General features: G+C 53.7%; 24 protein-coding genes and 1 riboswitch. Of the genes, 4 read left to right on the forward strand and 20 right to left on the reverse strand.

Features of this window, described 5'->3' with window-relative positions:
* Positions 1–74: 74 nt before the first annotated feature.
* From DP091_RS18290 to DP091_RS18350, 13 genes are all read right to left on the reverse strand, one after another.
* On the reverse strand, positions 75–1,115 hold the full coding sequence (locus DP091_RS18290) for a hypothetical protein (protein WP_113059637.1): 1,041 nt from the start codon (positions 1,113–1,115) through the stop codon (positions 75–77).
* Between the two features lie 183 nt (positions 1,116–1,298).
* On the reverse strand, positions 1,299–2,687 hold the full coding sequence (gene fumC / locus DP091_RS18295) for a class II fumarate hydratase (RefSeq protein WP_113059638.1): 1,389 nt from the start codon (positions 2,685–2,687) through the stop codon (positions 1,299–1,301).
* A 237-nt stretch (positions 2,688–2,924) separates the two neighbouring features.
* A complete protein-coding gene (locus DP091_RS18300; RefSeq protein WP_113059639.1) occupies positions 2,925–3,950 on the reverse strand; it encodes a DUF2332 domain-containing protein in 1,026 nt (341 codons plus the stop codon).
* 184 nt (positions 3,951–4,134) lie between these two features.
* The gene (cydC, locus tag DP091_RS18305) at positions 4,135–5,931 is read right to left on the reverse strand and encodes a thiol reductant ABC exporter subunit CydC (RefSeq protein WP_113059640.1); all 1,797 of its coding nucleotides are present in this window, start codon (positions 5,929–5,931) and stop codon (positions 4,135–4,137) included.
* The gene (gene cydD, locus DP091_RS18310; RefSeq protein ID WP_113059641.1) at positions 5,928–7,694 is read right to left on the reverse strand and encodes a thiol reductant ABC exporter subunit CydD; all 1,767 of its coding nucleotides are present in this window, start codon (positions 7,692–7,694) and stop codon (positions 5,928–5,930) included. The genes cydC and cydD overlap by 4 nt, the downstream gene beginning before the upstream one ends.
* Positions 7,694–8,710, reverse strand: a complete 1,017-nt coding sequence (gene cydB, locus DP091_RS18315; RefSeq protein WP_113059642.1) for a cytochrome d ubiquinol oxidase subunit II — start codon at positions 8,708–8,710, stop codon at positions 7,694–7,696. Before cydB ends, cydD begins: the two co-directional genes overlap by 1 nt.
* Positions 8,697–10,100, reverse strand: coding sequence for a cytochrome ubiquinol oxidase subunit I (locus tag DP091_RS18320; protein ID WP_113059643.1), 1,404 nt, complete (start codon positions 10,098–10,100; stop codon positions 8,697–8,699). Before DP091_RS18320 ends, cydB begins: the two co-directional genes overlap by 14 nt.
* 288 nt (positions 10,101–10,388) lie before the next feature.
* Entirely contained in the window at positions 10,389–12,191 is a 1,803-nt protein-coding gene (ade, locus tag DP091_RS18325) for an adenine deaminase (RefSeq protein ID WP_113059658.1), read from the reverse strand.
* Positions 12,192–12,447: 256 nt separating this feature from the next.
* Positions 12,448–12,549, reverse strand: a riboswitch (purine riboswitch).
* 105 nt (positions 12,550–12,654) lie between these two features.
* Complete coding sequence (locus DP091_RS18330; RefSeq protein ID WP_113059644.1) at positions 12,655–13,233, reverse strand: NAD(P)H-dependent oxidoreductase; 579 nt, start codon at positions 13,231–13,233, stop codon at positions 12,655–12,657.
* Positions 13,234–13,293: 60 nt separating this feature from the next.
* Positions 13,294–13,884 carry a TetR/AcrR family transcriptional regulator gene (locus tag DP091_RS18335; protein WP_113059659.1) on the reverse strand — a complete coding sequence of 197 codons (591 nt, stop codon included), beginning with the start codon at positions 13,882–13,884 and terminating at the stop codon, positions 13,294–13,296.
* A gap of 159 nt (positions 13,885–14,043) precedes the next feature.
* Positions 14,044–15,288: an MFS transporter gene (locus DP091_RS18340; RefSeq protein ID WP_113059645.1), complete on the reverse strand. Its 1,245-nt coding sequence runs from the start codon at positions 15,286–15,288 to the stop codon at positions 14,044–14,046.
* Between the two features lie 124 nt (positions 15,289–15,412).
* Positions 15,413–17,185 (reverse strand): sensor histidine kinase, encoded by a 1,773-nt coding sequence (locus DP091_RS18345; RefSeq protein WP_113059646.1) that lies wholly within the window; start codon positions 17,183–17,185, stop codon positions 15,413–15,415.
* Positions 17,182–17,901: a response regulator transcription factor gene (locus DP091_RS18350; RefSeq protein WP_113059647.1), complete on the reverse strand. Its 720-nt coding sequence runs from the start codon at positions 17,899–17,901 to the stop codon at positions 17,182–17,184. The genes DP091_RS18345 and DP091_RS18350 overlap by 4 nt, the downstream gene beginning before the upstream one ends.
* A gap of 141 nt (positions 17,902–18,042) precedes the next feature.
* Between DP091_RS18350 and DP091_RS18355 the strand changes: the two genes are divergently transcribed.
* Positions 18,043–19,272, forward strand: coding sequence for a DUF418 domain-containing protein (locus tag DP091_RS18355; protein WP_113059648.1), 1,230 nt, complete (start codon positions 18,043–18,045; stop codon positions 19,270–19,272).
* Positions 19,273–19,475: 203 nt separating this feature from the next.
* Positions 19,476–19,781, forward strand: coding sequence for an antibiotic biosynthesis monooxygenase (locus DP091_RS18360; RefSeq protein WP_009590367.1), 306 nt, complete (start codon positions 19,476–19,478; stop codon positions 19,779–19,781).
* Positions 19,782–19,915: 134 nt separating this feature from the next.
* On the opposite strand, the gene DP091_RS18365 is transcribed toward DP091_RS18360, so the two are convergent.
* A complete protein-coding gene (locus DP091_RS18365; protein ID WP_113059660.1) occupies positions 19,916–20,386 on the reverse strand; it encodes a hypothetical protein in 471 nt (156 codons plus the stop codon).
* Positions 20,387–20,519: 133 nt separating this feature from the next.
* On the opposite strand from DP091_RS18365, the gene DP091_RS18370 reads away from it, so the two are divergent.
* Complete coding sequence (locus DP091_RS18370) at positions 20,520–20,651, forward strand: DUF4023 domain-containing protein (protein ID WP_009590359.1); 132 nt, start codon at positions 20,520–20,522, stop codon at positions 20,649–20,651.
* Positions 20,652–20,737: 86 nt separating this feature from the next.
* Here DP091_RS18370 and DP091_RS18375 read toward each other — a convergent pair whose 3' ends face one another.
* From DP091_RS18375 to DP091_RS18395, 5 genes are all read right to left on the reverse strand, one after another.
* The gene (locus DP091_RS18375; protein WP_113059649.1) at positions 20,738–21,079 is read right to left on the reverse strand and encodes a DUF1801 domain-containing protein; all 342 of its coding nucleotides are present in this window, start codon (positions 21,077–21,079) and stop codon (positions 20,738–20,740) included.
* Positions 21,080–21,121: 42 nt separating this feature from the next.
* Positions 21,122–21,520, reverse strand: a complete 399-nt coding sequence (locus tag DP091_RS18380; protein ID WP_113059650.1) for a VOC family protein — start codon at positions 21,518–21,520, stop codon at positions 21,122–21,124.
* 117 nt (positions 21,521–21,637) lie between these two features.
* Positions 21,638–22,900: an RNA polymerase sigma factor gene (locus DP091_RS18385; RefSeq protein ID WP_113059651.1), complete on the reverse strand. Its 1,263-nt coding sequence runs from the start codon at positions 22,898–22,900 to the stop codon at positions 21,638–21,640.
* Positions 22,900–23,331 (reverse strand): YciI family protein, encoded by a 432-nt coding sequence (locus DP091_RS18390; RefSeq protein ID WP_009590355.1) that lies wholly within the window; start codon positions 23,329–23,331, stop codon positions 22,900–22,902. Before DP091_RS18390 ends, DP091_RS18385 begins: the two co-directional genes overlap by 1 nt.
* A 254-nt stretch (positions 23,332–23,585) precedes the next feature.
* Positions 23,586–23,729 (reverse strand): CGNR zinc finger domain-containing protein, encoded by a 144-nt coding sequence (locus DP091_RS18395; RefSeq protein ID WP_258394609.1) that lies wholly within the window; start codon positions 23,727–23,729, stop codon positions 23,586–23,588.
* A gap of 44 nt (positions 23,730–23,773) precedes the next feature.
* Here DP091_RS18395 and DP091_RS18400 point away from each other — a divergent pair, with 44 nt between their 5' ends.
* Positions 23,774–24,328, forward strand: a complete 555-nt coding sequence (locus tag DP091_RS18400) for a P-loop NTPase family protein (protein ID WP_113059652.1) — start codon at positions 23,774–23,776, stop codon at positions 24,326–24,328.
* Positions 24,329–24,346: 18 nt separating this feature from the next.
* Here the strand turns inward: DP091_RS18400 and cysK are convergent, their stop codons facing one another.
* Positions 24,347–25,234, reverse strand: a complete 888-nt coding sequence (gene cysK / locus DP091_RS18405; RefSeq protein WP_373456932.1) for a cysteine synthase A — start codon at positions 25,232–25,234, stop codon at positions 24,347–24,349.
* Between the last annotated feature and the right edge of the window lie 314 nt (positions 25,235–25,548).

The following is a 25,548-nucleotide window of genomic DNA, read 5'->3' on the forward strand; positions in this document are numbered from 1 at the left end:
AGGCAGAGTCACGAACTCCGCCTGGCTTTTAATCGGAATAAAGGCAATCCAATCCTTCAATTTTTCCATACTCCTCATTCCAGTCCTATGATTTCAATGTCATCCGTGGACGTGATTTTCGAAATATCAAACTCTCTGAAAATATGGGTGCTCGGTTTCCCATTCATATCAAAATCCCGCTCTAGCTTCTTCACACGGTCCGGTGTCTTCAAATCCGCCGCATAATATTCAATGTGAAGGTCCGTCTCCCCCGGTACCGCCACCGAAGGCAGCCGCCGAATCAGCTCCAGCACCCGTTCCTTCTCTTGCGCCAGATTGTCTGCCGTCAGATCCGCGAATACGATTAAACTGATATTCTGACTGATATGCCCGTCGGTATTTGCAAGTTGGTTATAATCACGCTCGATCGTGTCGATATCGGAGTTAACATAAACATACGCATTCGCAAACGCCTGATCCGGATAAAGCTCAGCCAGCAGTGGTTTCAGCCGGTCTCTCAGCTGCTGTCCCCAAAGCAGATTCAAATATGTATCATTCGATATGTCGGGAGGGCTGGCTTCATCGCTGCTAAGCGTGAATTCCAGCTCAGGCGACTGTACCGGATGGGCTCTCAGGTTGTAAGAGCCGATGGCCCAGGTATAGTCCACGTCCGTAACTTTAAAAGGTTCGTTGTACTTCTGTTCCAAATAGGACTCTGCCGCCTCCTGGACCTCTCGTTTCTCGGCGGCCGTCTTCATGAACGGAGCCGATCCCCAGGTATACCCCGCGTAGATGGACCCGGCGAACAGGGCAAGTCCAATCACCGTCCGCAAGACGATTTTCCAAGGAGAGGAGAGTTGGCGCTTCCGCTTCTCGTCGAACAGCGGTTTCTTGGGTGATCGGTAGTTGAAGTAAATAACCGGTATAATCAGACCTATAATGTGCAGTCCAATAGCGAGCGGACCAATAATCAGGCCCAAAAATCCCAATGTCATGAAAAAAATAAACAAAGCCGCTCCCTGTAACGCCATAAGCAGCATCCCGCCTATAATCATACCCGGCGTCCCGATATAAAACATCCCGAGCCCGGTGCATATGAGAGAGAGCAGCGTGGCAATCCATTGATGTTTCTTCAAGTTATCATCCGTCCTTCATGCAAATGGTTTGTTAATCATCGTAAATATCCTGACACCCTATTATAACCGCTGCGGGGCTTGGGAAAAGAAAAAATCTAAAAAACCCAAACCCATTTCACCGTGGTGAAATGGGTTTGGGGTCAACCGAGGCGTGTTTTCCGAGCAAGCTCCCATCATCAGCCCTTACTCCTTCGGATGGATCATTTCTTCCGGACGAACGATCCGGTCAAAATCCTCTCCGCGGAGCAGCCCGCTTGCGAGAGCCGCCTCGCGAAGCGTTGTCCCTTCTTTATGCGCTTTTTTTGCAATGGCCGCTGCATTCTCATATCCGATATGCGGATTCAGCGCCGTCACCAGCATCAGCGACCGCTCCATGTTCGCACGGAGAACGTCAAGGTTGGCTTCGATGCCGACCGCGCAATTCTGGTCGAATGAATCCATTGCATCCGACAGCAGGCGTGCGGACTGCAAGAAGTTATAGATGATGACCGGTTTAAAGACGTTTAACTCAAAATTACCCTGGCTCGCTGCAAAACCGATCGTGGCATCGTTGCCCATTACTTGGCAGACCACCATCGTCATTGCCTCGCTCTGGGTTGGGTTCACTTTCCCCGGCATGATCGAGCTGCCCGGTTCGTTGGCAGGGATCGAGATTTCCCCAATCCCGGAACGGGGACCGCTTGCCAGCCAGCGAACGTCGTTGGCGATTTTCATCAGATCGGCAGCCAGCGCCTTCAGCGCCCCATGGGCAAATACAATCTCGTCATGACTGGTCAGCGAATGGAACTTGTTGCTGGCCGACGTGTAGCTTTTTCCGATCTGCATGCTGATTTCAGCTGCCGTCATTTCTCCGAATTTCGGATGTGCGTTAATGCCGGTGCCGACGGCTGTGCCGCCAATAGCCAGCTCACGCAGCGGTTCTACGGCGGAAGCCAGCATCAATTCACACTTCTCGAGCATCCGGTGCCAGCCGCTGATTTCCTGTCCGAGGGTCAGCGGTGTGGCATCTTGAAGATGCGTGCGGCCGATTTTGATCAGGTCCTTATATTCAACGCTTTTCTTCTCAAGCGTTTTCTTCAAGCGGCGCAGCGCGGGCAGCACATGATCTTCCACGGCCACGACCGCGGCCATGTGCATCGCCGTCGGAAACGTATCGTTAGAGCTTTGGGATTTGTTGACGTCGTCGTTGGGATGAACGCGCAGGACGCTGTCTTTTTGCTCAAGCAGCTGATTGGCCCGATTCGCAATGACTTCGTTCACGTTCATATTGGACTGCGTGCCGCTGCCGGTCTGCCAAACCACCAGCGGAAAGTGCTCATCCCACTTGCCGGCCACAATCTCGTCGGCGGCGGTCGTAATGGCATCCACTTTGTCTGCATCCAGCTTGCCAAGCTTGCCATTCACAATGGCCGCGCTTTTCTTCAATATCGCAAACGCCCGAATGATTTCCTTCGGCATCGTTTCGGTTCCAATCCGGAAATTCTCGGAACTGCGCTGTGTCTGCGCTGCCCATAGCTTATCCGCAGGCACTTTAACCTCACCCAAGGTATCTTTCTCAATACGATAATCCATCCCAACTTCCTCCTTTGGCTTCCTTGAATTTAAGCGCTTAATATTCCATCTCCCCTATTATGACATAGACTTGCCCAAGAAAAAAACAGACCGGATGAACAGCGGCGACTTCCATACGCACAGCCTTGACTCGGCTGCTTTCTAACGCTTCTCTCGCCGTTACCTCACATGGAACAATGGCAGGTATCCCACGATTCGCTGTGCTTCTTCAATCTAGCCAACGGCACTATTCCCGCTTCACAACAGCCACTGGAACCAGCGAGCATGCCCGTCCGTCCGCGCGACCGTAAACTCGCTTCGCACGCCCCCAAGGATATAGTCCGCATGAAGATCGCCATCCTGCATATTGTTATAGACATGGACGATATCGCGGACGCTTCCGATTTCATTCAAGTGATGCAGCAGCTTTTGCTTGGATGCCTCCGGGATCTGATTAGCCACATGCGTATGAAATACGCAGATGACGGCCTCCTCCGGGATGCCCTTCACGATATCGGGAAGCAGTTCGGTCCCGTCCCCTTCCCGGAACTGTATCCCGGACTGCTGCTTCAATACCTCCGCCGCATGCTCCAGCATGGATACCCTGTCGTGATTACCCGGCCAGATTAAAGACCGCAGCCACAAAAAGTGCTCCGGGTTCCGCACGTCATTCACGTGCAGATCGATCCCCATCCGATAGACGACCGGGGGAATGGAAGCTGGCAGAAACGGCGTCCGACCTCCCCTGATCTCCGATGTAATATGAACCTTCGACCCCGCTAGGCCGTAACGAACGGCGTCTCCATAGGAGTAGCTGTACTGATCCCACAGCAGCTGCAATCCGGCACTGGTTCCAAGCTCCACCAAGGCAAGCGGCTTACGGACCTTGCCATAGATCGAGCAGAACACCGGATACAAATACGCACAGCGGCGGACTTCGTTCGTCTGCACCCGTTTACGCTCCAGGATCCTGATAATGGCTGCCTGATGCTTCAGCACAAATGAACGAAAATAGGGATAACAGGAGCTCATTTCCTTCGGATGCTCCACTAGACCGGGGTAATACGCTCTCAGATCCGAACCCTCACCCTGCAGCAGCAAATATTGAACGGCGCCAAACAGCATATTGGGGACAGGCTGGCCTGGAGGAACAAACGCAGCGACTTGAAGCAGCTCTTCATCTTCGGCTATATGGCAAGCCAAGTACTCATAGAACACACTGGATCCCGGACATTCTCGTTCAGCAAAATGACGAAACACGTTGACCAACTGGTTCGAATCCACCCTACACCACACCCCTAAAGTTGTAATTAACCATTTTATCCTGCTTAAGACTAATGTTACATCTTTCCAGAAGGCGCGTGGATTCTGATCTTTTATCGGGCTTATAAGAAAAAAAGAAGGCAACAAAAAGAAGAACCGCCCTCCTGAAAGGTCGGTTCTTCTGCTGTCAACTCGCTATCGCTGTCTATATCGCCGGACGATCCAAACGGTACAAGTTCCGATACCGCGGATAACGCTCCATCAGCTCATCATGGGTACCCCGCATGGCGATTTGACCGTCTTCCATGAAGAGGATCTCATCCATGATCTCCACGCCGACCAGATGATGCGTCACCCAGATCAAGGTCCGGTCCTGCAGGCTGGCAAATATGGTGGACAGCAGTTCCCGCTCGGTTTTGGGATCCAGCCCGACCGTAGGCTCATCCAGAATGACAACGGGCGTTCTCTGCAGCAGGATTCGGGCCAAAGCCACGCGCTGGCGCTCTCCCCCGGAGAAACGCTGCCCGGCTTCCTGCATTCGGGTGCGAAGACCTTCCGGAAGGGAAGCCACCAACGGTTCTAGCCGTGCCAAAGCAACCGCGTCCCGTATTTCCGCTTCCGTGGCATCCGGCTGCCCGAGCCGGATGTTGTTTGCTAGCGTCGTATCGAACAAATGCGGACTCTGGTTCAATACCGAAATAACGGAAGAAATCTCATCGCCAAACCGCGCTGAATCCACTCCTCCTAAAGTGAGACTTCCCCTTGAAGGTACCAGCACACCCTGAATCAGCTGCAGCAGGGTGGATTTACCGGCACCTGAACGCCCGATAATGGCTACCTTGGCCCCAGGAGGAATATCCAGGGATACATCCGTTAACGTAGCCCCTCCCCCATTCATACCGGATTGTTCCAGCCCGGATTTGCGCCCGGCCGCCTGATCATAACGGAAGCTGACGCCATCCGCCTTCACATGGACACCGCTGCTTATGACAGATTCGATCTCTCCCTTATTGAGCTGTTGACCCCGATTCCGTTTCCCTTCAGATGTTTCGGCGCTTTCGATCGCCTGAAGCCTCCCGACCGATTGGCCGTACTGCGGAATCCGCTCCACGGCTTCGGATACCGGCAGGAAAGCGTCCATTAACGGGAACACAACCAGCACGCAAGCCGCGATCAGCGTAACATCGATCGAGCCGTCCGCATACTGCCCTCCTGACCAATACACCATCGATACCACCGTCACGGCAACCACGCATTGGCCGATAAAACCCCGAAGACGCGACCAGCGCTTGAGAGAGCGATCGGTCCGGTCGACCTCCGCTTCATCCGCCTCATAACCGCTCAGGAATTCCGTCTGTCGGCCGCTGACATACCATTCATGGATGCCCAATACCGCGTCGGTCAGCTTCTGGTAGAGGTTGCTTCGGGCCTGCTTCATTTCCCGGTTCTTCCGCTTGGTGAGCAGCAGGGAAACGAGCGGCAGTACCAGAATCAGCACCGCTGCATACAGCGCGAGCAGAAGAGCAAATGCCGGATCAAACAGGCCGACAGCCAGAATGACCCCGGCGTATAACAGAAGCGCAACAATCGATGGAAAGACCGTACGAATATAGACGTCCTGCAAATACTCGATATCATCGGAGAGCACGCCCAGCAGATCCCCGGTGCGGTACCGGGAGGATAAACGGAGGGCTTGCGGTTCCAGAATTCGGTACAGCCGCAGGCGCATCCGGGACAGGATGCGAAGAATCGTGTCATGCCCCACCAGGCGCTCCACGTAATGGATGACCGCGCGTCCGATGCCGAAGGTCCGAACCCCGACGGTCGGCACGTATACCATCAGGATATTTTCCGGCCTTAGGGCGGACTTGGAGATCAAATACCCGGATGTGAACATCAGCATCCCGGCGAACAGGATCGTGAGCACGCCAAGCATCACAATCAGCAGAAAGCGCCAGAAGTTTGCCGTTACGTAAGGCCGAAACCACGATTCCTGCTTCATTGTATTCCCTCCATCTGTGATGTAATCAACCCATAATAGACGCCTTGTCGAGCGATAAGCTCCTCATGGGTTCCCGTTTCCGCCACCCGACCGTGATGCAGGACAATGATGTAATCCATATCCTGCATCCAGTGCAGTCTGTGTGTCGCTAGGAAAACCCACTTATCTTGAAAAAGGGAAAGCATCGTCTCCTTCAGCTCGTATTCCGTCTCGATATCCAAATGGGCCGTCGGCTCATCCAACAGCAGAACCCGCCGGTCGCCGAGCAGCGCTCTGGCCAAGGCCACGCGCTGTGCCTGACCGCCGCTTAAAGCGCGCCCGCCGCCGCCGATCATCTCTGCGAGTCCGCCAGGCAAGCTCTTCACCAGATGCGACAAACCCGCCGCTTCTACCGCTGCTTCGACTTGCGCTGTGGACGCCTTCGGCGCATAAAAGCGCACATTATCCGCCAGGGTAGCACCGAATAAATACGGCTGCTGCGGCATATAGGTGACCTCGGTCCGCCACGCCCGCCGGTTCCAGTCCTCCAGCTTCACGCCATTTAGCTCCATCACGCCGGATGTAGGCGCTATGAATCCACCCAATAGCTCGATGAGCGTGGATTTGCCGGCCCCGCTCTCCCCCACGATGCCAATCTTGCGTTGGCCTGGTATCCGGAAGCTGACATCCTCCAAGGAGGCAGGCCCCAACTCTTCGTGTCTGAGGCCGATTCCGGACAGCTCCAGGACGCTGTGGTGATCCCATTGGAATCGCGGTTGCGGGCGATTAGGCTCAGGTGAATTATCTTCAATTTTAAATGTTATATCGCAAGAACGCCCTATCCGGGCCTCTCGAATCATGGATTGCATCGCTTCCCCTGCCTGCTTGCCGTCCAGCGTGGCATGAAAGTCCGCCCCGACCATGCGCACCGGCAGGAAATACTCCGGTGCTAGGATCAGGATGAGCAGTGCGGGCAGCAGCTCCAGGCTGCCATTAATGAGGCGCAAGCCTAAATTTACCGCAACAGATGCCACGGACAGCATCGTAAAGAAATCCAGCGCGAAGGACGACAGAAACGCCACGCGTAGCGTCCGCATGGTAGCTGCACGATATCCCTCGCTGACCTGCTGTATACTCTCGCTGTGCTTGCGGCTCTGTCCCAGAAACTTCAGGGTAGTGAGTCCTCTCAGCGAATCCACAAAATGATTGGACAACATACGGTAGGAATCCAGCTGCCGCTCGGTCTGCTTTCTCGCGGCAAGCCCCACGAGGATGAGAAATACGATCAGGATCGGCATGGTCACCAGCAGAATTATGCCCGATATCCGGTCCGTCATGAACACGTACAGCCATACCAGAGCCGGGGTAATGCACGCCCCCATCAAACGCGGTATGGTCAGCTCCGCATATTTGCGGAACTTGCCGATGCCCTCCAGCACAAGCGTAACCACATTGCCCGTTCCTTCCGACCGGACAAAGGACGGTCCATTCCGAAACAGCTCATCCAGCAGCTGCTTCCTCAGGCTCGTGCCCGTCTCCTCGGCAAAGCGCTGTGCGATTCCTTGCTGCACGGCCGAGATGCCGTGGCGTGCCAGAAATGCAAGCAGGAACAAGGCAATGGTCTCCCCCTGCTCCTGCAGCGTTGATCCCGCAAACAGGGCGGATACGGCTTCCGCCAGCCACTTGGCTTGCAGAAGGATGGCCATGCTCTGTGCCAGGGTACATACGGCGACAAGGAAGAATACCGTCTTGGCGCCTTTGTATCCCAGCAGATCTTTTCCCATCAGTACTCCAAATGCTCCTTCTCATGTACCCGTTTGTGGAAAACGAAGTAACTCCAAATTTGATAGCCCAATACGAAAGGCAGCAGCGTGACCGCCACAATCGTCATAATCTTGAGAGAATACGGTCCGGAGGCCGCATTATAAATGGTCAGGTCAAATGCAGGGTTGATGGAGCTGACCATCACGCGCGGGAACAAGCCCACGAACACGGACGTTACCAAGAGTGCGATGACTGCGCCGGTCATCCCGAAAGCCCAGCCGTCCCGCTTGACGTTCATGAAATATCCGCCCAGCAGGAATGCAAGCAGAGCCAGCACCAACAGCACGGTTAACGCCACGCCGCGCTTCTCGAAGATATCGGTCATGAAATACGTCATCACCCCGAATGCCACGAACAGGGCCGCTACGGGGAGCAGGAGTCTCCGGGCCATACGGCGCGCCCGTTCCTGAAGATCCCCCATCGTGCGCAGTGTTGTGAACATCAAGCCATGCAGCAGGCAGAGCATCACCATCGTCAGTCCGCCAACCACAGTATAGCCATTCACAACATCAAACAATCCGGCATGCAGCTGCATCTCCTCGTTAATGGGGAGTCCCTGTATCAGGCAGGCAAAAACAACGCCGAGCAGGAATGGCGGAAGCACGCTGCCGGTGAAGATCGCACCGTCCCACACCCGTTTCCAGCGAACATCGCCCACCTTGCCGCGGAATTCAAAGGCCACCCCGCGTCCGATCAAGGCCAGCAGAAGAAAGACAAGCGGAATGTAGAATCCGCTGAACAGCGTCGCATACCAGTTCGGGAAGGCGGCAAACATGGCGCCGCCCGCCGTCAACAGCCAGACTTCGTTGGCGTCCCAGAACGGGCCGATCGAGTTGATCAGCACCCGGCGCTGGGTATCATTTTTGGCTAGCAGCTGCGTGGACATCCCGACCCCGAAGTCGAAGCCCTCCAAGAAGAAGAACCCGATAAACAAAACGGCAACGAGCACAAACCACAGTTCGTTAAGAGACAGCATTGTAGCCCTCCTTATTAAACGGATCGCTTGCGTGGTGGTCCTCTTCCTCCGCCGCATACGGTCCTTTCTTAATGACTTTGATAAATAGATACGCCATAACGGCTGCCAGCACCGCATAAATGGCAGTAAACAGGATCAGCGAGAACAGGATCGAGCCTGCGCTGACGTTCGGTGAAACACTGTTCTCCGTGGTGATCAGTCCGAATACCGTCCAAGGCTGGCGTCCGATTTCCGTCATGATCCATCCCGACGTATTGGCGATGAACGGCAGCGAAATGCCGAACAGCATCAGTCTGAGGAACCATTTGCCGGCCTTCTCGACCTTTTTGCGCAGCATCAGCCACGCTCCGTACAATCCCAGCAGTATCATGACGCTGCCGGCTGCAACCATAATCCGGAAGCTCCAGAACGTGGTGCGCACCGGCGGGATATAGTCTCCAGGACCATATTGCTGTACGTATTGCGCCTGCAGCTCCTTCATCCCGATGACTTCACCGGAAAACTTGCTATAGGATAAAAAGCTGAGCAAATACGGGATTTTAAACTCCATCGTGTTCTCCTGCTTATCCGGATCGATGGCCGCAATGACCGTCCAAGGCGCAGGATCATCGCTCGTTTCCCACAGGCTCTCCGCAGCGGCCATCTTCATCGGCTGCGTATCCACCAGATACTGCGCCTGCTGGTGACCGAATACCGCAACCAGAATGGAGGTGATGAGGCCAATCACGATGGCGATGTGAAATGATTTCTTAAAGAAATCCAAATCCTGCTTCTTCATCAGCTTGTAGGCACTCACACCTGCAACGAGGAACGCCCCGGTTGTCAGTGCCCCGAAGATCGTGTGCGGGAACTCCACCAACAGCTGACCGTTCGTAATCAGTGCGAAGAAATCATTCATCTCCGCCCGCCCATTATTCATCTCGAATCCGACGGGACGCTGCATGAACGAATTCGCTGCCAGAATCCAGAATGCGGACATCAGGGTGCCGAAGGACACCAGCCAGATACTTAGCAGATGGACCTTCTTCGATAACCGGTCCCACCCGAATATCCATAGTCCGATAAACGTCGACTCGAGAAAAAACGCCAGCAACGCTTCAATGGCAAGCGGTGCGCCAAATACGTCCCCGACAAACCTCGAGTAATCCGACCAATTCATGCCGAACTGGAATTCCTGCAGAATCCCTGTCACAACCCCGACCGCAAAGTTAATCAGGAACAGCTTTCCCCAGAACTTGGCCATTTTCTTGTAGATTTCCTGGCCTTTGACAACATACATCGTCTCCATGATGGCAATCAGAAACGCCAATCCGATGGACAACGGTACGAAAATAAAGTGAAAAATGGTTGTCGATGCGAATTGAATTCGCGCCAGCATAACCGGATCCATATCAGATACCCCTTCCTTTAGCTCACGTGATCACTTCAAATTTGATTCTTTTTGTATTGTCGCAGACCACGCCCTAAAGGATTGTGACAAACATCACAATACCAGGACTCAAACGGGGGTAAAAAGTTATAAATTTGTGACGAAAATCACTAAGTTGACTGCGACTTTGTGCACATCGAAAAAAATGGAACGGGCTTGCTGACTCTGCTCGCGATTTAGAATCCTGTATTTACAATACAAAAAAGCAGGTTCGCCATCAGGCCAACCTGCTTCGGTATATCTGCGCCCTTATTGAACAGCGCCAATCTCGGTCTCGATGAGCTTGAATTCCGTTACGTCCGCGATCCCGCGGTTGGTAATGCGGATTTCCGGAATCACCGGCAGCGCAATGAGCGAGAAGGTCATGAACGGAGCATGAATGTAGCATCCGAGCTCCTTCCAAGCCTCCTCCAAGGCAGCGACTTCCTCCGCTACGATCTCAACCGGACGGTCCGCCAGCAAACCCGCAATCGGCATCGCCACCTTCGCCAGCACCTTGCCGTCCCGTACTACGATCATGCCCCCACCGCACGCCGCCAGCTCATTCGCCGCGAGTGCCATATCCTCGGCATTCGTACCCATCACCAGCAGATTGTGGCTGTCATGTGCGACCGTGGACGCAACTGCGCCGGACTTCAGTCCGAAGCCGCTCGCAAAACCGAGCGAGATTTGCCCTGTCGTGCCGTGGCGCTCAATGCATGCCAGCTGAACCACGTCCTGATCCAGGTCTGGTTGGATCACCCTTTGCTGCACGGAGAGCACCGCCGTCATTTTAGCGGTACGTGCGCTGTTCTCGATGACGCGCACCACGTTCACTTCCGTACGCGCTGCATCGAATTTGCTGCGCAGCTGAAAGTCTTCCGCAGTAAGCGAACGCTGCAGCCGGACCGAGTTAAAAGCTTTTTCCGGGTATTGATATACCGGGAATGCCTTCACGAGTCGGCCGTTCTCTGCCACCACTTCGCCATCCGTGATCACAACGGAAGGGACCATGCTCAACAGATCATCAATCAGCAAAATATCCGCCGTTTTGCCAGGAGAGATGCTGCCAAGCTCCATATCCATCCCGAAATAACGAGCGACATTGATCGTTCCCAGCTGGATCGCCGTAACCGGGTCCACGCCCTCTTCCATAGCGCGGCGGACCACATGGTTCATATGTCCGAGTCTCAGCAGCGTCTGCGGATATACATCATCCGTAACCAGAGAAATATTGTCTGTGCGCACCTTATCTTCCGTTATGACCTTAACAACTTCCTTCACATCCTGCCAAGCCGAACCCTCGCGGATCATCAGGTGCATGCCGAGGCGAACCTTCTCCAAAGCCTGCTCCCGGGTTACCGTCTCATGGTCGGAGCTTACGCCGGTTGCCATATATGCCTGCAGCATCCGGTCGTCCTCTGCCGGAAAATGCCCGGTCACCGTCTTGCCTGCACGCAGCGTGGCTTCGATCTCCCCGCTCATGGTCGGATCGCCATACACGACGCCCGGGAAATTCATCACTTCGCCAAGCCCGGCAACACCGGGCCATGTCAGCCCTTCCTCAATGTCGGCTACGCCCAGCCGCGCTCCAGCATCCTCCAGATCGAAGGTTGACGGCACACACGAAGGTATGGTGGTGAACACCTTCATCGGCAGCTGCTGCCCTTCCTCGTGCATCCAGCGCACGCCCTCCATGCCGAATACGTTGGCAATCTCATGGGGATCCATATATACCCCTGTCGTTCCGCTAACGATAGCCGCCTTGGCAAACTCGGTCACGGTGAGCATCGTGCTCTCCACATGCATATGGCCGTCGAGCAGGCCCGGCGAGATATAGCGGCCATTCGCTTCGATGACCCGAGTCCCCTCCCCGATCGTGTGATCCGCGTTGCCGATATAAGCAATGCGTCCGGAGGCCACGGCCACGTCCACTCGTTCCTGAAGCTCGCCTGTAAACACATTCACCAGCGTGCCGCTCTTGATGACCAGATCGGCTGGCTCCTGTCCTAAGGCAACCTTCCCCAGCTGCCGGCTGACCTCGTATCGTTTCTGTCTCTGGATTGAACTCATGATGATTGCACGCTCCCTTTTTTTAAATGAACGGTAAGAATACAAAATCGATCCGCTGTATAACACGCCAAACACCCCGGGCAGCGTATCTGCCCGGGGTGCCTGTACTTATATCCATAGAGGAAGAGAAGTCCCGTGCATCAGCCATGGTATGCTATCTAGTCTGCACATCACCTCATCTGTTAAAACCTGCCGGATTCCAATCCAGATGATTTTTCAGCCGGCTTCCATATTTGCGGAGCTTTAGCTGGGGTGGTGGGATTCTCAACCTTCATGTAGTCAAGTCATTTACGGTAACCTGGTAGAAACGCCCGGGCTCTATTCCCCGGCATATACATCAAGATTTGATTTTGAAACAACGTACCTTCCATTCTTTTCGTTTCATTTGTTGTATGAATTATAATCCTCCTGCCCGAGAAGTCAAGCCATTGGACGGAACTGTACATCCCACACCCTGCCAGCCTTAGGCCAATTTACGTCCCATTCTGTGTATACGCTCAAGCCATTGCTTTCTTGCCACTTCAGGCATTTTGCGAAGCTGCGTAATGTTCGTGGCACGCACGCTGCCTACGCCGCAAAACTTCAGAATGGAATGCTTCATCATTTGATGCCCCGGCTGGCCGAGATAGAAACGGTAGTAGACGTACGGCGAATCCATCGTGACGATCAGACGGGCCGTTTTCCCTTTGAGCAGCTGCTCCGGCAAGGGCGAGTTCTTGCGGTACTTGAAGGCAAAGCCCGGCAGAAACACCCGGTCGATGAACCCTTTGAGCAGCGCCGGCATGCCTCCCCACCAATTCGGGTACACAAACACCAGGTGATCCGCCCAAGAGATCAGTTCCTGCGCTTTTTGCAGATCCGGCTCCAGCGGTTGTTTATCCTTATAGCCGCCGGAGAGATTCAGGTCAAACTCCAGCTCCGCAAGCACCAGCTCCCGCACCTCCGCCCCGGATTCGGCCGCCCCCCTCGCATAGACCTCTGCCAGCCGGCTGCCATAGCTGTTCGCAATGGGATTGCCTTGAATAATTAAAACCTTTTTCATATGTTTTCTCCCCCTTATAATTTGGTTAACGATCACTAACTTGATGGTAAAAAGAAAAGGTCACGCCGGACCTTTTCCCAAACCTGTTAATGCCAATAAATGCGCCGTCACTTCAGGCGCCAGCGGCGACAAAGGTTCCTCTAGCTCCCCTTGCATCGTTGAGATCGCCAGCTGGCTGAATGCACCGATAATCAACACGGCGGTTAATCGCGTATTCTGCGGCGGAATATCCCGCTGCGAGACCGCTTGCTCAAGCAGATCATGCAAGGCGTCCAGCGGCTGACGCCCCCTGCTCTTGAGCACCTCCGTAAACAGCTCGTGATGCTGGGACAAGAGCAGCAAGCCGTATTTATCCTCGTCATACGAAGCCAGTACCCGGGTGACGAGCGCCGACAGCCGGTCTGTAAACAAGCCGGGGCGGGACGCATAATCATCCACCAGACGCGTATAGCTGCTGCAGTATTCCTCGAACGCCTCCGCTGCCACGGCATCCTTATTCGTAAAATGCTTATAGATCGCCGCATCCGTTACGCCCGCCGCCGCGCCGATCTCCTTCACCGATACGCCATCTACGCCCTTCTCGGCGAAGAGCTTCATGGCAGCCTGCAAAATATCCTTCTTCTTGCTATCGAAATGTGGTTTCTTTTTCATGCTCATATCATAAGTGAACGCTAACCAAATAGCAATAACCAACGCAAAAAAAGAGGCTCCTCCTTGCCCGGAGTGCCTCTCCATTCCTATTTCTTCGCTTCCTTGCCGCTAAACGCACGTTCAACCTTTTTTACCATGATCTCAATCTCATGCCGATGGCTAAACGCCGGCTTCGACAGGCGCCGCCTTTACCTTTTTGCCGTACAGCAGCATAAGCGGGATGCTGATCACGAATGCCCCGGCAACTAGCAAGAAGGGAATTCTCGGATCGATTCCATATGCCCAGCCGCCTATGATGCCGGATGGCGAAATGACAATAAGGATGAGCACCTGGAGCAGTGCGAATATTTTGGCGCGGTTCTCATCGTCTATGGCGTTGGCCACCGCAGTCTCCAAGTATGGATACGTCATCATGGTGCCGATTGCGGCAATGACGGTGCTCAAGCTCAGCACCAACAGATCCCCTTGCGGTGCAAACACCAGTATGACATTGGACAATACCGATATAACGAACCCCCATACCATCGTCCGGTGCACATGCTGCTCCCCGATCCGGGGCATGATCCACCGCATGAATATCAGCATAATAACGGAAGAGAATGCCGGGAAGACCGAGATCAGGCCGCTGCCCAAATGCAAATATTCCACCATGAAAATGGAGACGTAGGTTGTCTTCACCGTCATCTGAAAATTAAATAATATATACACGCCGAAGATCATCAGCAGCAGCGGGTTTCCGAGCATGCTCTTCATCACCGAAGCATAGTCGGACATCCCTTCCCGCAGGCTCATTGCCTTCGTTTCTTTCATCTTGCGGTAACCGATATCCGTCTCCCTTGTCGCATAGTGGCGCCCGATAAACTGGATCGTCATCAGGATACAAGCCAGCACGAACATGATGCGCACCCCGGGCACAAGCGTGAAATAATACACCAGCAGCCCGCCAATCGGTGCAAACAAGCCGCCGACAACGCTAATCAGCTGCAGCAGCGTAAAGACATAGGTCCGCTCCTTCGGCGCGGTGTCCTCCACCAGCAGACAGTAAAAGGCGGTATGCGGCACCTTCTGAAAGCCGTTGATGACCGCCGCGATCACAAAAAACCAAAAGTTCTGCGAGACCGCCCAGAGCAGCGTAGCCACGGTCCAGCTTAGTACGTCGAAGTACAGCAGCGCTTTTTTTCTGCCTAAACGGTCCGTTAAATACCCGCTGAGAAACGAAGAAAGCACCTGCACAAGCAAACCGATGGAAGTAATCCAGCCGATTCCGGTCTCGGTTACCCCAAGTTGGTACATGTAAATCGAGGTGTACGTCGTGAACATGCTGTAAGGGATAAGAAACAGCGGCTCGTAGACGAGGCAGCCCCGCGCATTGCCAGTCAATTGCCGAAACGAAGTAGAACCCATAGTATCCTCCGGACCTGAAGTGTAGTCGTTGCTTAGCCATTATAGCGCAACCGGGCCTGCAGCAGGATAGGAATGTTGAAGGATTTTTGAGGCAACTCGGGAAATGCCGATCCAATCAGCAAGGTTATTCCTTGCCGCGCTCAGCAGCCCCCTCACCTTCTTGTAAGGAAGCCTCAGGCAAGAGCACGGTGATGGTGGTTCCTCGGCCCACTTCAGACCACACCTTTACCCGGCCCCGATGCGCTTCGACAATCGCCTTGGCGATGCTCATCCCGAGTCCCGATCCGTCCATGCTCTCTTCGGTATTCGTTCCCCTGTAGTAACGCTCGAACAGATTGCAGCGGGTCTCTTCGTCCATCCCCACGCCTTGATCCGCAACCACGATCGCCGCACCGCCGGGACGTCTCTCCACCCGGACCTCAACGTTTACCCCATCCGGATTATGCTTCACGGCATTCGTGATCAGGTTATCCATCAACCGCTGCAGCCACTTGGCATTGCCGTCGACGAGCAGCGCCTCTTCGCCGCCGATATAGTTGAAATTCGCATCCAGCGTAGCATCGTTGACGTATTTCAGCACGCAGCGGCGTACCAGCTCATTCAGGTCAAGCCGGGTCAGCTCCTGCGGGCGGATCTCGCTTCTCAGACGGAAGACGAGCGAGAAATCATTGATCAGCTCCAGCATGTAGTCCCCTTTTTCCCGAATCACCGTTCCCATCTCCCGCAGTTCCTCCTGACTCCAATCCTGCGGTGCATTCTCAAGCATATAGCCGTAACCCTGGATGGAGGACAACGGAGTACGCAAATCATGCGATATCCCGGACATCCATTCCTCCCGATTTCGGTCGAGCCGCTCCCGTTCCCTCTCGGTCTCGGCAAGCTGCTCCGCCATCTTGTAAAAAGAATGAATCACTTCCTTGTACAGCTTGAAGCGCGTGCGCAGCTTTCCGTTCTTACGGAATACCCGCTTCCGGTCCTTCGGCGTCAGCACTTCCTCGTAAGCTCCGCTCCCCATCCGCTCAAACCACCCGGTAAACAGCAGCAGCGGCCGGCTGTACCGGTATCCATGCCATATGGCGACCCCTAGTGACAGCACAAGCACGCAGACCATCGTCCATAACGCCACGCGGATCAGCTCGTTCATCATCGGTCTTTTCTCCAGCGCCCCGTCCTGCGGCGTATGATATACCCAGGTGTTGCCGCTGTCCGTATCGCGATAAACCGCGATATGCGTGGAATACGTGCCCGGCTGCTCCTGCATCGTAATGATCTCCAGCGGGTGGTAGCTTACCTTATTGTCTGAATCTGTTCCAATCGCTTGGACAACGCGGCCCTCCCGGTCAATGACATGCAAATAACCGCCTAGACCGGCTAATTCGCGTTCGAGCTCCGCTTCATCCTCCGGCCTCACCCTGCCGCCGTTCTGATAATGGGCATACCATTCCCGAAGATGGTCCGAACCTTCATCGATACGTCCGATCAGATACAGCAGCGGTTCTTCATAGGTCAGATCCATCTGCCAATCCATCGTGTACTCGCCGAGACGTCGCTCCTCCTTGATCTCGAGCAAGGTGCTCACCGAGTACTCCGACGGAATATCCGGAGCCGTATTGGTGGAAAGAATCACGTTTCCGTCCATATCCACCACTTGCAGCCACATATCCTTCTCTTGAAGCAGGAGCTTCCACTGTTCCTGAAGCAGGACCTCCCCATTCTCCGTCACCGTCTCGGTCACGATGCTGTTCAGGACACCTGTCGGAAAGTTCCGTTTAATCTCATCGTCGCTAATATGTTTGATCAGGAAGAATAAGAGCACGATCAGGAAGCAAAACATAAACGCCGAGAACGCAATCAATTGGTACGTAAAATGAAAGGCCAGCCTTCTGCGCAGTCTCATCGGGTTTTCTCCTTAACCAGCTTGTAGCCGAGCCCCCGAACCGTCAGCAAGTATTGCGGGTTGCTCGGATCCTCCTCGATGCGTTCACGGATGCGGCGGATATGTACCATGACGGTGTTGTCCTCGCCCATGCCGTCAATGCCCCACACGGCTTCGTACAGCTGAGACTTGGAAAACACGACCCCCGGATGCTTGCAGAAATAAAGCAGCAGCTGAAAGACCTGCGCCGGACAAGGCACAGGCTCTCCTTGCACCGTCAGCTCCCCGGCGGATTCATCGACCTTGAACCGGCCGAAATCCCATGCGCGCTGTATCACCGGCTGCTCAGCCGACACGGTCGCCCCGATGCCGCCACGGCGCAGACGCGCCTTGATCCTTGCGGCAATCTCCAGCGGATTAAAGGGCTTGGTGACATAATCGTCCCCGCCCATCGCAAAACCGGTCAGCACATCCAGATCCGACGCTTTGGCCGTCAGAAACAGGATGTGCGGACTGCCATAGGAGCGGATCTGCGGACAGAGATCAAATCCCGTGCCGTCCGGCAGCATGACATCGAGCAGCACGATATCCGCTCCATGTGCAGCGATTTCGCGAAGCGCTTCCTTACAGCTGGAAGCCGTATATATGCGGTTAAAGCCTTCCTTGCGCAGCACCATCTGCAGCATTTTCACAATGGAAGGTTCGTCGTCTACAATTAAAATTCGTGTTTGATCCATTTTATCCTCACCCGACATTTATGCTAGCACAACAACCTTAACAGGAGTTAAACAAATGCGGGAAGAGTTAAGAAAAAGTTAGGTTGCCGTTTCCGAGTTATTTCATTTCGAGCTTTATACTTGGTGTCAGAGGTGATTGACATGAATACAAATAAACGTTCCACGGCCGTGGATGCGATTCGCGGCTTGAGCTTGCTCGGCATCCTGATGGCCAATATGCTTATTTTTCAATACGGCATGTTCGGCAAAGACGAGCTGCATTTCTTCCAGCCATCCACGCTGGATCTGATCAGCCATGACATGCTGAAAGTATTTGTAGAGGGCAGCTTCATGCCCATCTTCACGTTCCTGTTTGGTTACAGCATGATTAAGATGCGGGAAAGCCTGATCGGCAAAGGGCTCAAATACGGACGCAGCTTTTTCCGCAGGTCCATGCTGCTGATCGTTCTCGGTTTGCTCCATTCGACCTTCATCTGGGAAGGCGATATTCTGCTGTTTTACGGAGCGATCGGACTCTTCCTGGTGCTGTTTGTTAAACGGAAGGCCAAAACAATCCTGATCTGGGGGATCCTCTTACTCGTGCTGATGTCCCTCCTCGGATATGGCCCCATGGAGCCAACGGCAGGTGAAGCAGAGCGTATGGAGAATTATGTGAAGCAGTCTATTGAGGTATACGGCAATGGCACGTACAGCGAGATTCTGAAATTTCGTTCCACTGAGGAAATGCCCATCGACCTTCCGGACTGGTTGATGCTGCTGGTCATTCTGATTGCTCCGCTGATGAGCGCGCCGATGTTCCTGTTTGGTATGGTCGCCGCCAAACGCGGGCGCTTCCTTCATCCCTCCATGGAGATCAAGCTGTATCTAAGATGGTCTCTGCTCATACCGGTCGGGCTTGGACTAAAAACCGCTGGGGTTATGCTCGGTTCCACCCACGGCTGGAGCGGCATCTTTACGATGCTTGGCGGACCTCTGCTCGCACTGGGTTATATACATCTGTTCGCTTCCCTATATGCCTACTCATCTAAACAATCGGTCATCATCCGGGCATTTGAAGCGGTTGGGCGGATGTCGCTAACCAACTATCTGACGCAAAGCATTGTGTGCGTACTGATATTCTACGGATTCGGGCTGGGCATGTTCGGCAAGCTCGGCGTGCTGCAAGGAGCACTGCTGGCTATCCTGATCTATGCTGTACTGGCAACGGGCAGCCTGCTCTGGTTGAAACGGTTCCGCAGCGGACCCGTTGAACGGCTGCTGCGCATCGGCACCTATTGGTCTTGGAGCGGCAGAGCGAAACCCAAAGTCATGACGCCGGCTGCAGCCGTACCTGCGGCAGAGTTTCCGGCAGAAGGTCCTCCGGTGACTTAAGTAGCCGCAGCTTTGACTAGCCGGGAGCCTTGGCTACGAGGCTTTTGATGCACTTGAGACTTTTGTGGCTCTTGTGGCTCTTGTGGCTTTTGTAGGCTCCCTAAAGATGAAATCGGCCTTTCCGTTCATGTATAATGGACATACAGGCAAGGGGTTAGACATTTTGGGAATTTATCCGGTCGTTATCGAAGGAGGAATCTAGCATGCTGGTTGTTACAAACTCGATTAAGGTTAAACCGGGCTTCGGACAAGAAATTGCGCAGCGATTCGCTGAAGCGAAGGGTGTCCAGGAGATTGAGGGATTCGTGCGGATGGAAGTATGGCACGAAGCCAAAGAAGGCGCAGAGGCAGAGGAACTGAAGGTCTCTACGGTATGGGAGGACGAGGAGGCGTTCAAACGCTGGACTTCCAGTGAATCGTTCAGGCAATCCCACGGTCAGGGCCGCAACGAAAATATTTTAGGCGCTTCCTTAAACAAATATGAGCTGTTGATCAGTCATAAGAAGTAATATGGAACGGGTTCCCACCATAAATACTCCGTCCGGGCGATTGCCTCTGGCAGGGTATTTTTTTGCCGTGATATGACAATTGCCTTCTCCATTCATTCCGTTCACGATCCCTGTGAAACCGTAAGAGACATACCTCAAGGCTCCTGATCGTTTATCGTGTACCCCGGCAGCAATTCAGGGTTGTGGGATCGACCCAGCTCGACCATGTACTTGTTTAGATCGTTCAACTCGGAACCCGTCAGTACATACGATTGTCCATCCACCTCAAACTCGTTCGCCACGCGAACCTCCTGCTCGCCCTGCATGACGTCCATAAAGAACAGAAATCCCGGTTTCTCGTTATCCGTGATCCGCTTGGCTTGAAGATTGTCCACTCGCTCCATAACCGGTTCTATGTCCTGCTTCTGATCCAGCACCATCCGTGTGCCATCCCCATAAACCACATGAATGGCTTTCACCTTCGCAGCATCCAGCTTCATCAGCTTCTTGACGGAGTACAAGCTCTCGTCTGCGGACCCCGCATCCTCGTCAAATCCGCTGCAGCCGACCATACCCAGAACAACGATAATTCCAACCATCATGATGATCGCGAGTTTACTGGACATCCCCTCATCCCCCCAAACGAAAATCTCACCATCTGTATCCATTCCAAAGCCACCAAATATGATCACGACGAAATGGTTATATTAAGCACGATCAGGCAAAGCCATACATTCTGAGCAAAGGAGCTAACGTCATATGGAAAGCACGCACGATTTTGTGGAAAAAATGAACGAGAATGCGGAAAAGGCCCGTCGCAACAAGGAAAATCACGGCAAGGGAACGCCAAGCGACAAACTGCCGACCAAGCAGCACGGCACCAAGAAGTAAAATGACCATACCGCGATCCTCACAGGATCGCGGCTATGCTATCAGCAATTCGAACACCGGTTATCTGCGTCCCTATTACATACGATTTACAGTCCGCCGGACGCCTGCTTCAGCAAGGATCCGAGCGTATCATAATCGACCTGCTGCCCGGACGAAATTTTGATGGTCTTTCGCTCAGGCGGTCCTTCAAACAACGCTTCAGGCCAATCCAGGCCATCCGCATTGAAAATCGTAAAGCTCACGGCGCTCTTCGCGACGCTGATCACGGCTGCATATTTTCCGTTTTTCAGAAAATGGGGCTTTTTGTATTGAAGCCGTTCCGAAACGTCCGGGATCGTGCCGTGCACAAGCTCCCGAAGCCGCCCGCTGACCTCCACCTTCCAGGTATCACTGATGGCTGCAATGTAATCCGTTACTTCTTGATTCATCTTATTAGCTCCCTCTTTATCGTAGTATGGTATTTTTCCAACTCAACCCTGATGCACCATCTGCCAGGTCATGCCGTACCGGTCCACCACTTCACCGTAGTAGGCTCCCCAAGGCTGCAGGGCAAACGGATATTTCTCGGTCCCCCCATCGCTAAGATGGCGATAAGCGGCGCGGGCGTCTTCCTCATGATCAAACGTGATGGCCAGCCCCATGCTCGGGCTCTTGCCGGTTTCCTGAAACGCATCGGTGAGGATCAGCTTATTGCCGCCAGCCAGCGTTAACGACATATGCATCACCTTATCCTGATGGACTTCCGGTATGCCCGGCATGTCCTTGAAGGTAGTCAACAAATCGATCTCTCCACCCAGCGCTTGCATGTAAAAATTCGCCTGACCTCTTGCATCCTCCGAAATAATAAAAGGTACCATTTGTGCTTGCATGTTCATCTTCCTCTCGGTTTTTTTGTTTTATATCTAAATGACGAACGAGATTTTATGTAATCGACATATCTTCATATTTTTTTCGAAATTTTTTTAAGTTTTTTTCTGAAGCGTGTCTTAAGCGTCCGCTGGCAGACATTCTGCCGCACGGTTAAGCAGCAGGGCACGTTCCCTCAGGTTATCCGTCAGCGATGCGGCCAGCTTGAACTCCACGCAGGCCTCGTCCAGGCGCCCCAGCTTGAAGAGCAGGTCTCCCCTTACGCTCGGGAGGAGATGGTATCCCTTCAAGGCCGGCTCGCCGCGTAAAACATCCACGATCTCAAGCCCAATCTCCGGACCGAAAGCCATGGAGAGAGCCACGGCCCGGTTCAATTCCACGATGGGCGAAGGTGAAACCTGGGCCAAGGCCTCATATAACGCGGAGATGCGAATCCAGTCGGTCTCTGCTGCAGTGGGCGCTCCGGCATGACAAGCGGAGATGGCAGCTTGTATGGCGTAAGGTCCCGTCATTCCGCCCAACCGCTCGATCCGTTCCAAAGCGGCAAAACCGCGCCGAATCAATAAATAATCCCACAAGGCCCGATTCTGATCCATGAGCAGGACAGGCTCACCCTCCGCATTGACCCGGGACTTGAACCTAGAGGATTGAAATTCCATTAACGCAACCAATCCGTGCACCTCGGCCTCCGTCGGCGCGATCTCTGCCAGCACCCGCCCGATCCGAAGCGCTTCCTGACACAGCAGGGGACGAATCCACTGGCTGCCCGAAGATGCTGCGTACCCCTCGTTAAACATGAGGTAGATGACCTCAAGAACCGATGACAACCGCGGTTTAAGCTCGGCTCCCTGAGGAATCTCGAATGCCACCCGGGTCGCCGACAGCGTCCGTTTGGCACGAACGATTCGCTGCGCGATCGTCGGTTCAGGCACAAGATAGGCGTGGGCAATCTCCGCTGTCGTTAATCCGCCGAGCAAACGCAGCGTCAGAGCTACGCGTGCCTCAGAGGAAAGAACCGGATGACAGGTCATGAAGATCAGCCGCAGCAGATCATCGTTCACTTCCCCCGCCTCCGGTACCTCCATATCCAAATCCATCCGGGAATCCATTTCGCGTCCGAGCAGCTCATACTTCTGATCGCGCACCTTATTCCGGCGCAGCAGATCCAGTGCTTTCCGCTTCGCGGCGGTCATGAGCCATCCACCGGGATTATCCGGTATTCCGTCCATCGGCCAGTGTTCCAGCGCAGCGATTAGCGCATCCTGAGCAAGATCCTCGGCGATCCCGACGTCACGAACCATTCGAGTCAGGTAGGCAATGATTTTGGAGGATTCGATTCTCCAGATGGCATCGATCGTACGATGGGTATCTGCAGCTGACATTATGGATTCTGCCTTTGAATGTGTTCACGCATTTCGTATTGTTTAGCCTGCGCCTCCGGATCCTGCGTCAGCTCCGTCGGTTCAAAGACCTGGCGGAGCTCAATCTGGCCCGCACCGAAGCCGTGCGGATCCGGCATGCGTTTAGCCCACTCGATCGCCTCTTCCCTCGTCTTCACTTCGATCAGGGTATACCCCGCGATCAGTTCCTTCGCTTCCGTAAAGGGGCCATCTGTAATTTTCGGTTTGCCCCCCGGCTCTGGATAAGATATCCGAATGGCGCCCGAGCTTGGATGGAGCCCGTCGGCAGCAAGGAGCACGCCCGCTCTGGCCAACTCCATGTTGTACCTCATCATGGCATCCAATTGCTCTGCGCTTGGCAGCACGCCTGCCTCGGAATCCTCGGTTGCCTTTACAATCATCATAAATCTCATTCTTATACCTCCTGGTTAATAAGATTAAACTTAAAATTTTCGTTCTATGCTTAACCAACGAATAGAGAATCCCCTAATCGACAAAGGCATCAACATTTTTTGAAAAATAATAGGTTACAACCATTTCGTTGCTGGGCCGTGTATTCCTGTTAAAAATTCGGCTCCATGAAAAAAAGACCAATCAAGGATAATCGCTTGATTGGTCTACGGAGAAGGCAATATCCTGATCCAAACCAGATCCTATGGCAGGCTGTTTATCCCATGGACTTGGCTCGCTCTCGATATGTTTTATTCTTCGCCCGATTGCCGCAGGCTTTCATCGAGCACCATTTTCCCGTTCCCGGCCGCGAGTGGTGAAATTTTATAAGTAGTAGGACAGGAGATCGCCGCCTCGGCACCGAAATGATTAGCTACCATTTTTCAGGAATGCGGTGATCTTTTTATGGATACTATTTTTCCGAACCGGATCCATATTATCGGCTCCGTCGGTAGCGGTAAAACGACACTTGCCAGGACCCTGTCCACCCGGTTTCACATTCCTTATTACGAGCTCGACAATGTGGTGTGGGAGCGAGCCGAGCCGAATGATATTCGGAGGAGTGAAGCAGACAGGGATGCGATGTTACTAAGTATCGTCAACAAGAAATGCTGGATCATCGAAGGCGCTCACCTCAAGTGGGTCAGCCCCAGCTTCTGCCGTGCAGATCTTATCGTATTCCTGAACCCCTCCTATTCAACAATAACCTACCGAATCATCACAAGGTTCATCAAGCAGCGACTGCGACTTGAACAGGCCCACTACACCCCCACCTGGGACATGTTCAAAAAAATGTTCGAATGGAGCGCAACTTATCAGCGCGAAGGCAGATATCAGATTCAGGATACGCTCGAAGATTATCCCGGCAAAGTAGTCGTCGTAAAAGACCTCAAACAGCTTAAACAACGTCTCGAACATTGGAGGTCGCCCATAGAACAGCAAGAAAGGACCTCCGGTTAACCAGAGGTCCTTCTCGCTTTAGAAAATATCCATGCTCAAATACCGCTCTCCCGTATCCGGGGCAATGCAGACAACCCGCTTCCCTTCCCCCAGCCGCTTCGCTACGCGTAGAGCAGCGAATACCGATGCGCCGGAGGACGGCCCTACCAGAATGCCTTCCCTGCGAGCCAAGTCCCGCACCGTTTGCAACGCATCCTCGTCGGCGATCTGGATGATCTCATCATATACGCCCGTATTCAGAATCTTCGGTACAAAGCCCGGGCTCGTGCCCACCAGCTTGTGCGGTCCAGGCTGTCCGCCGGAGAGCACGGGCGAGCCCTTCGGCTCGACTACCGCGATGTGCAGGTTCGGCAAGGACTTTCGCAGCTCTTCCCCGGTTCCGGTTACGGTACCCCCCGTTCCCGCCGTCGCCACGAAGGCGTCAAGCCGACCTTCCATCTGCTCCAATATTTCCGGCGCCGTAGTCACCCGGTGAATGTCCGGGTTGGCCGCATTCTCGAACTGCTGCGGAATGAAGCTTCCGGGAATCTGCTCCTTGAGCTCCAGCGCCTTGGCAATCGAACCCGGCATGCGTTCGCTGCTCGGTGTCAGCACGACCTCCGCGCCGTACGCCTTCAATATATTGATCCGTTCCTTGGACATATTGTCCGGCATAATCAGGATAGCCCGGTAACCCTTGGCGGCCGCAATCATCGCCAGGCCAATGCCGGTATTCCCGCTTGTCGGCTCAATAATGGTACCGCCCGGCTGAAGGAGTCCTTGTTCCTCGGCGGTATGAATCAGGTTGTACGCCGCGCGGTCCTTCACGCTGCCGGAAGGATTGAATCTCTCAAGCTTTACATAGACATCCGCAGCGCTTGGAGGCACTAGGCGCTGAAGTTTCACTATCGGCGTCTGACCGATCATATCCACCACACTGTTATAAATCTTCACGATGTTGAAACTCTCCTTTATATATGAAGTGAAATCATTCTCCACTAAACCGAATTGCTATAAAGACAATAAACTTACTCGGATTATAACAAAAACGTTGATCGACGTACACTCCAGAAGAGAGACCCCCTTTAGAGGAAGTTTTTCTTGCGATATCAGGAAGTTACATGCTTCGAAGTCTATACTTTCTGATATCTAAACAAAAACGTCGATCAACGTACACTCTCAGAGGAGAGACCGCCTTTAGAGGAAGTTTTTCTTGCGATATCAGGAAGTTACAAGCTTGG

It is taken from the genome of Paenibacillus sp. MDMC362, from assembly GCF_003269305.1.
Taxonomy (GTDB): domain Bacteria; phylum Bacillota; class Bacilli; order Paenibacillales; family Paenibacillaceae; genus Paenibacillus_AQ.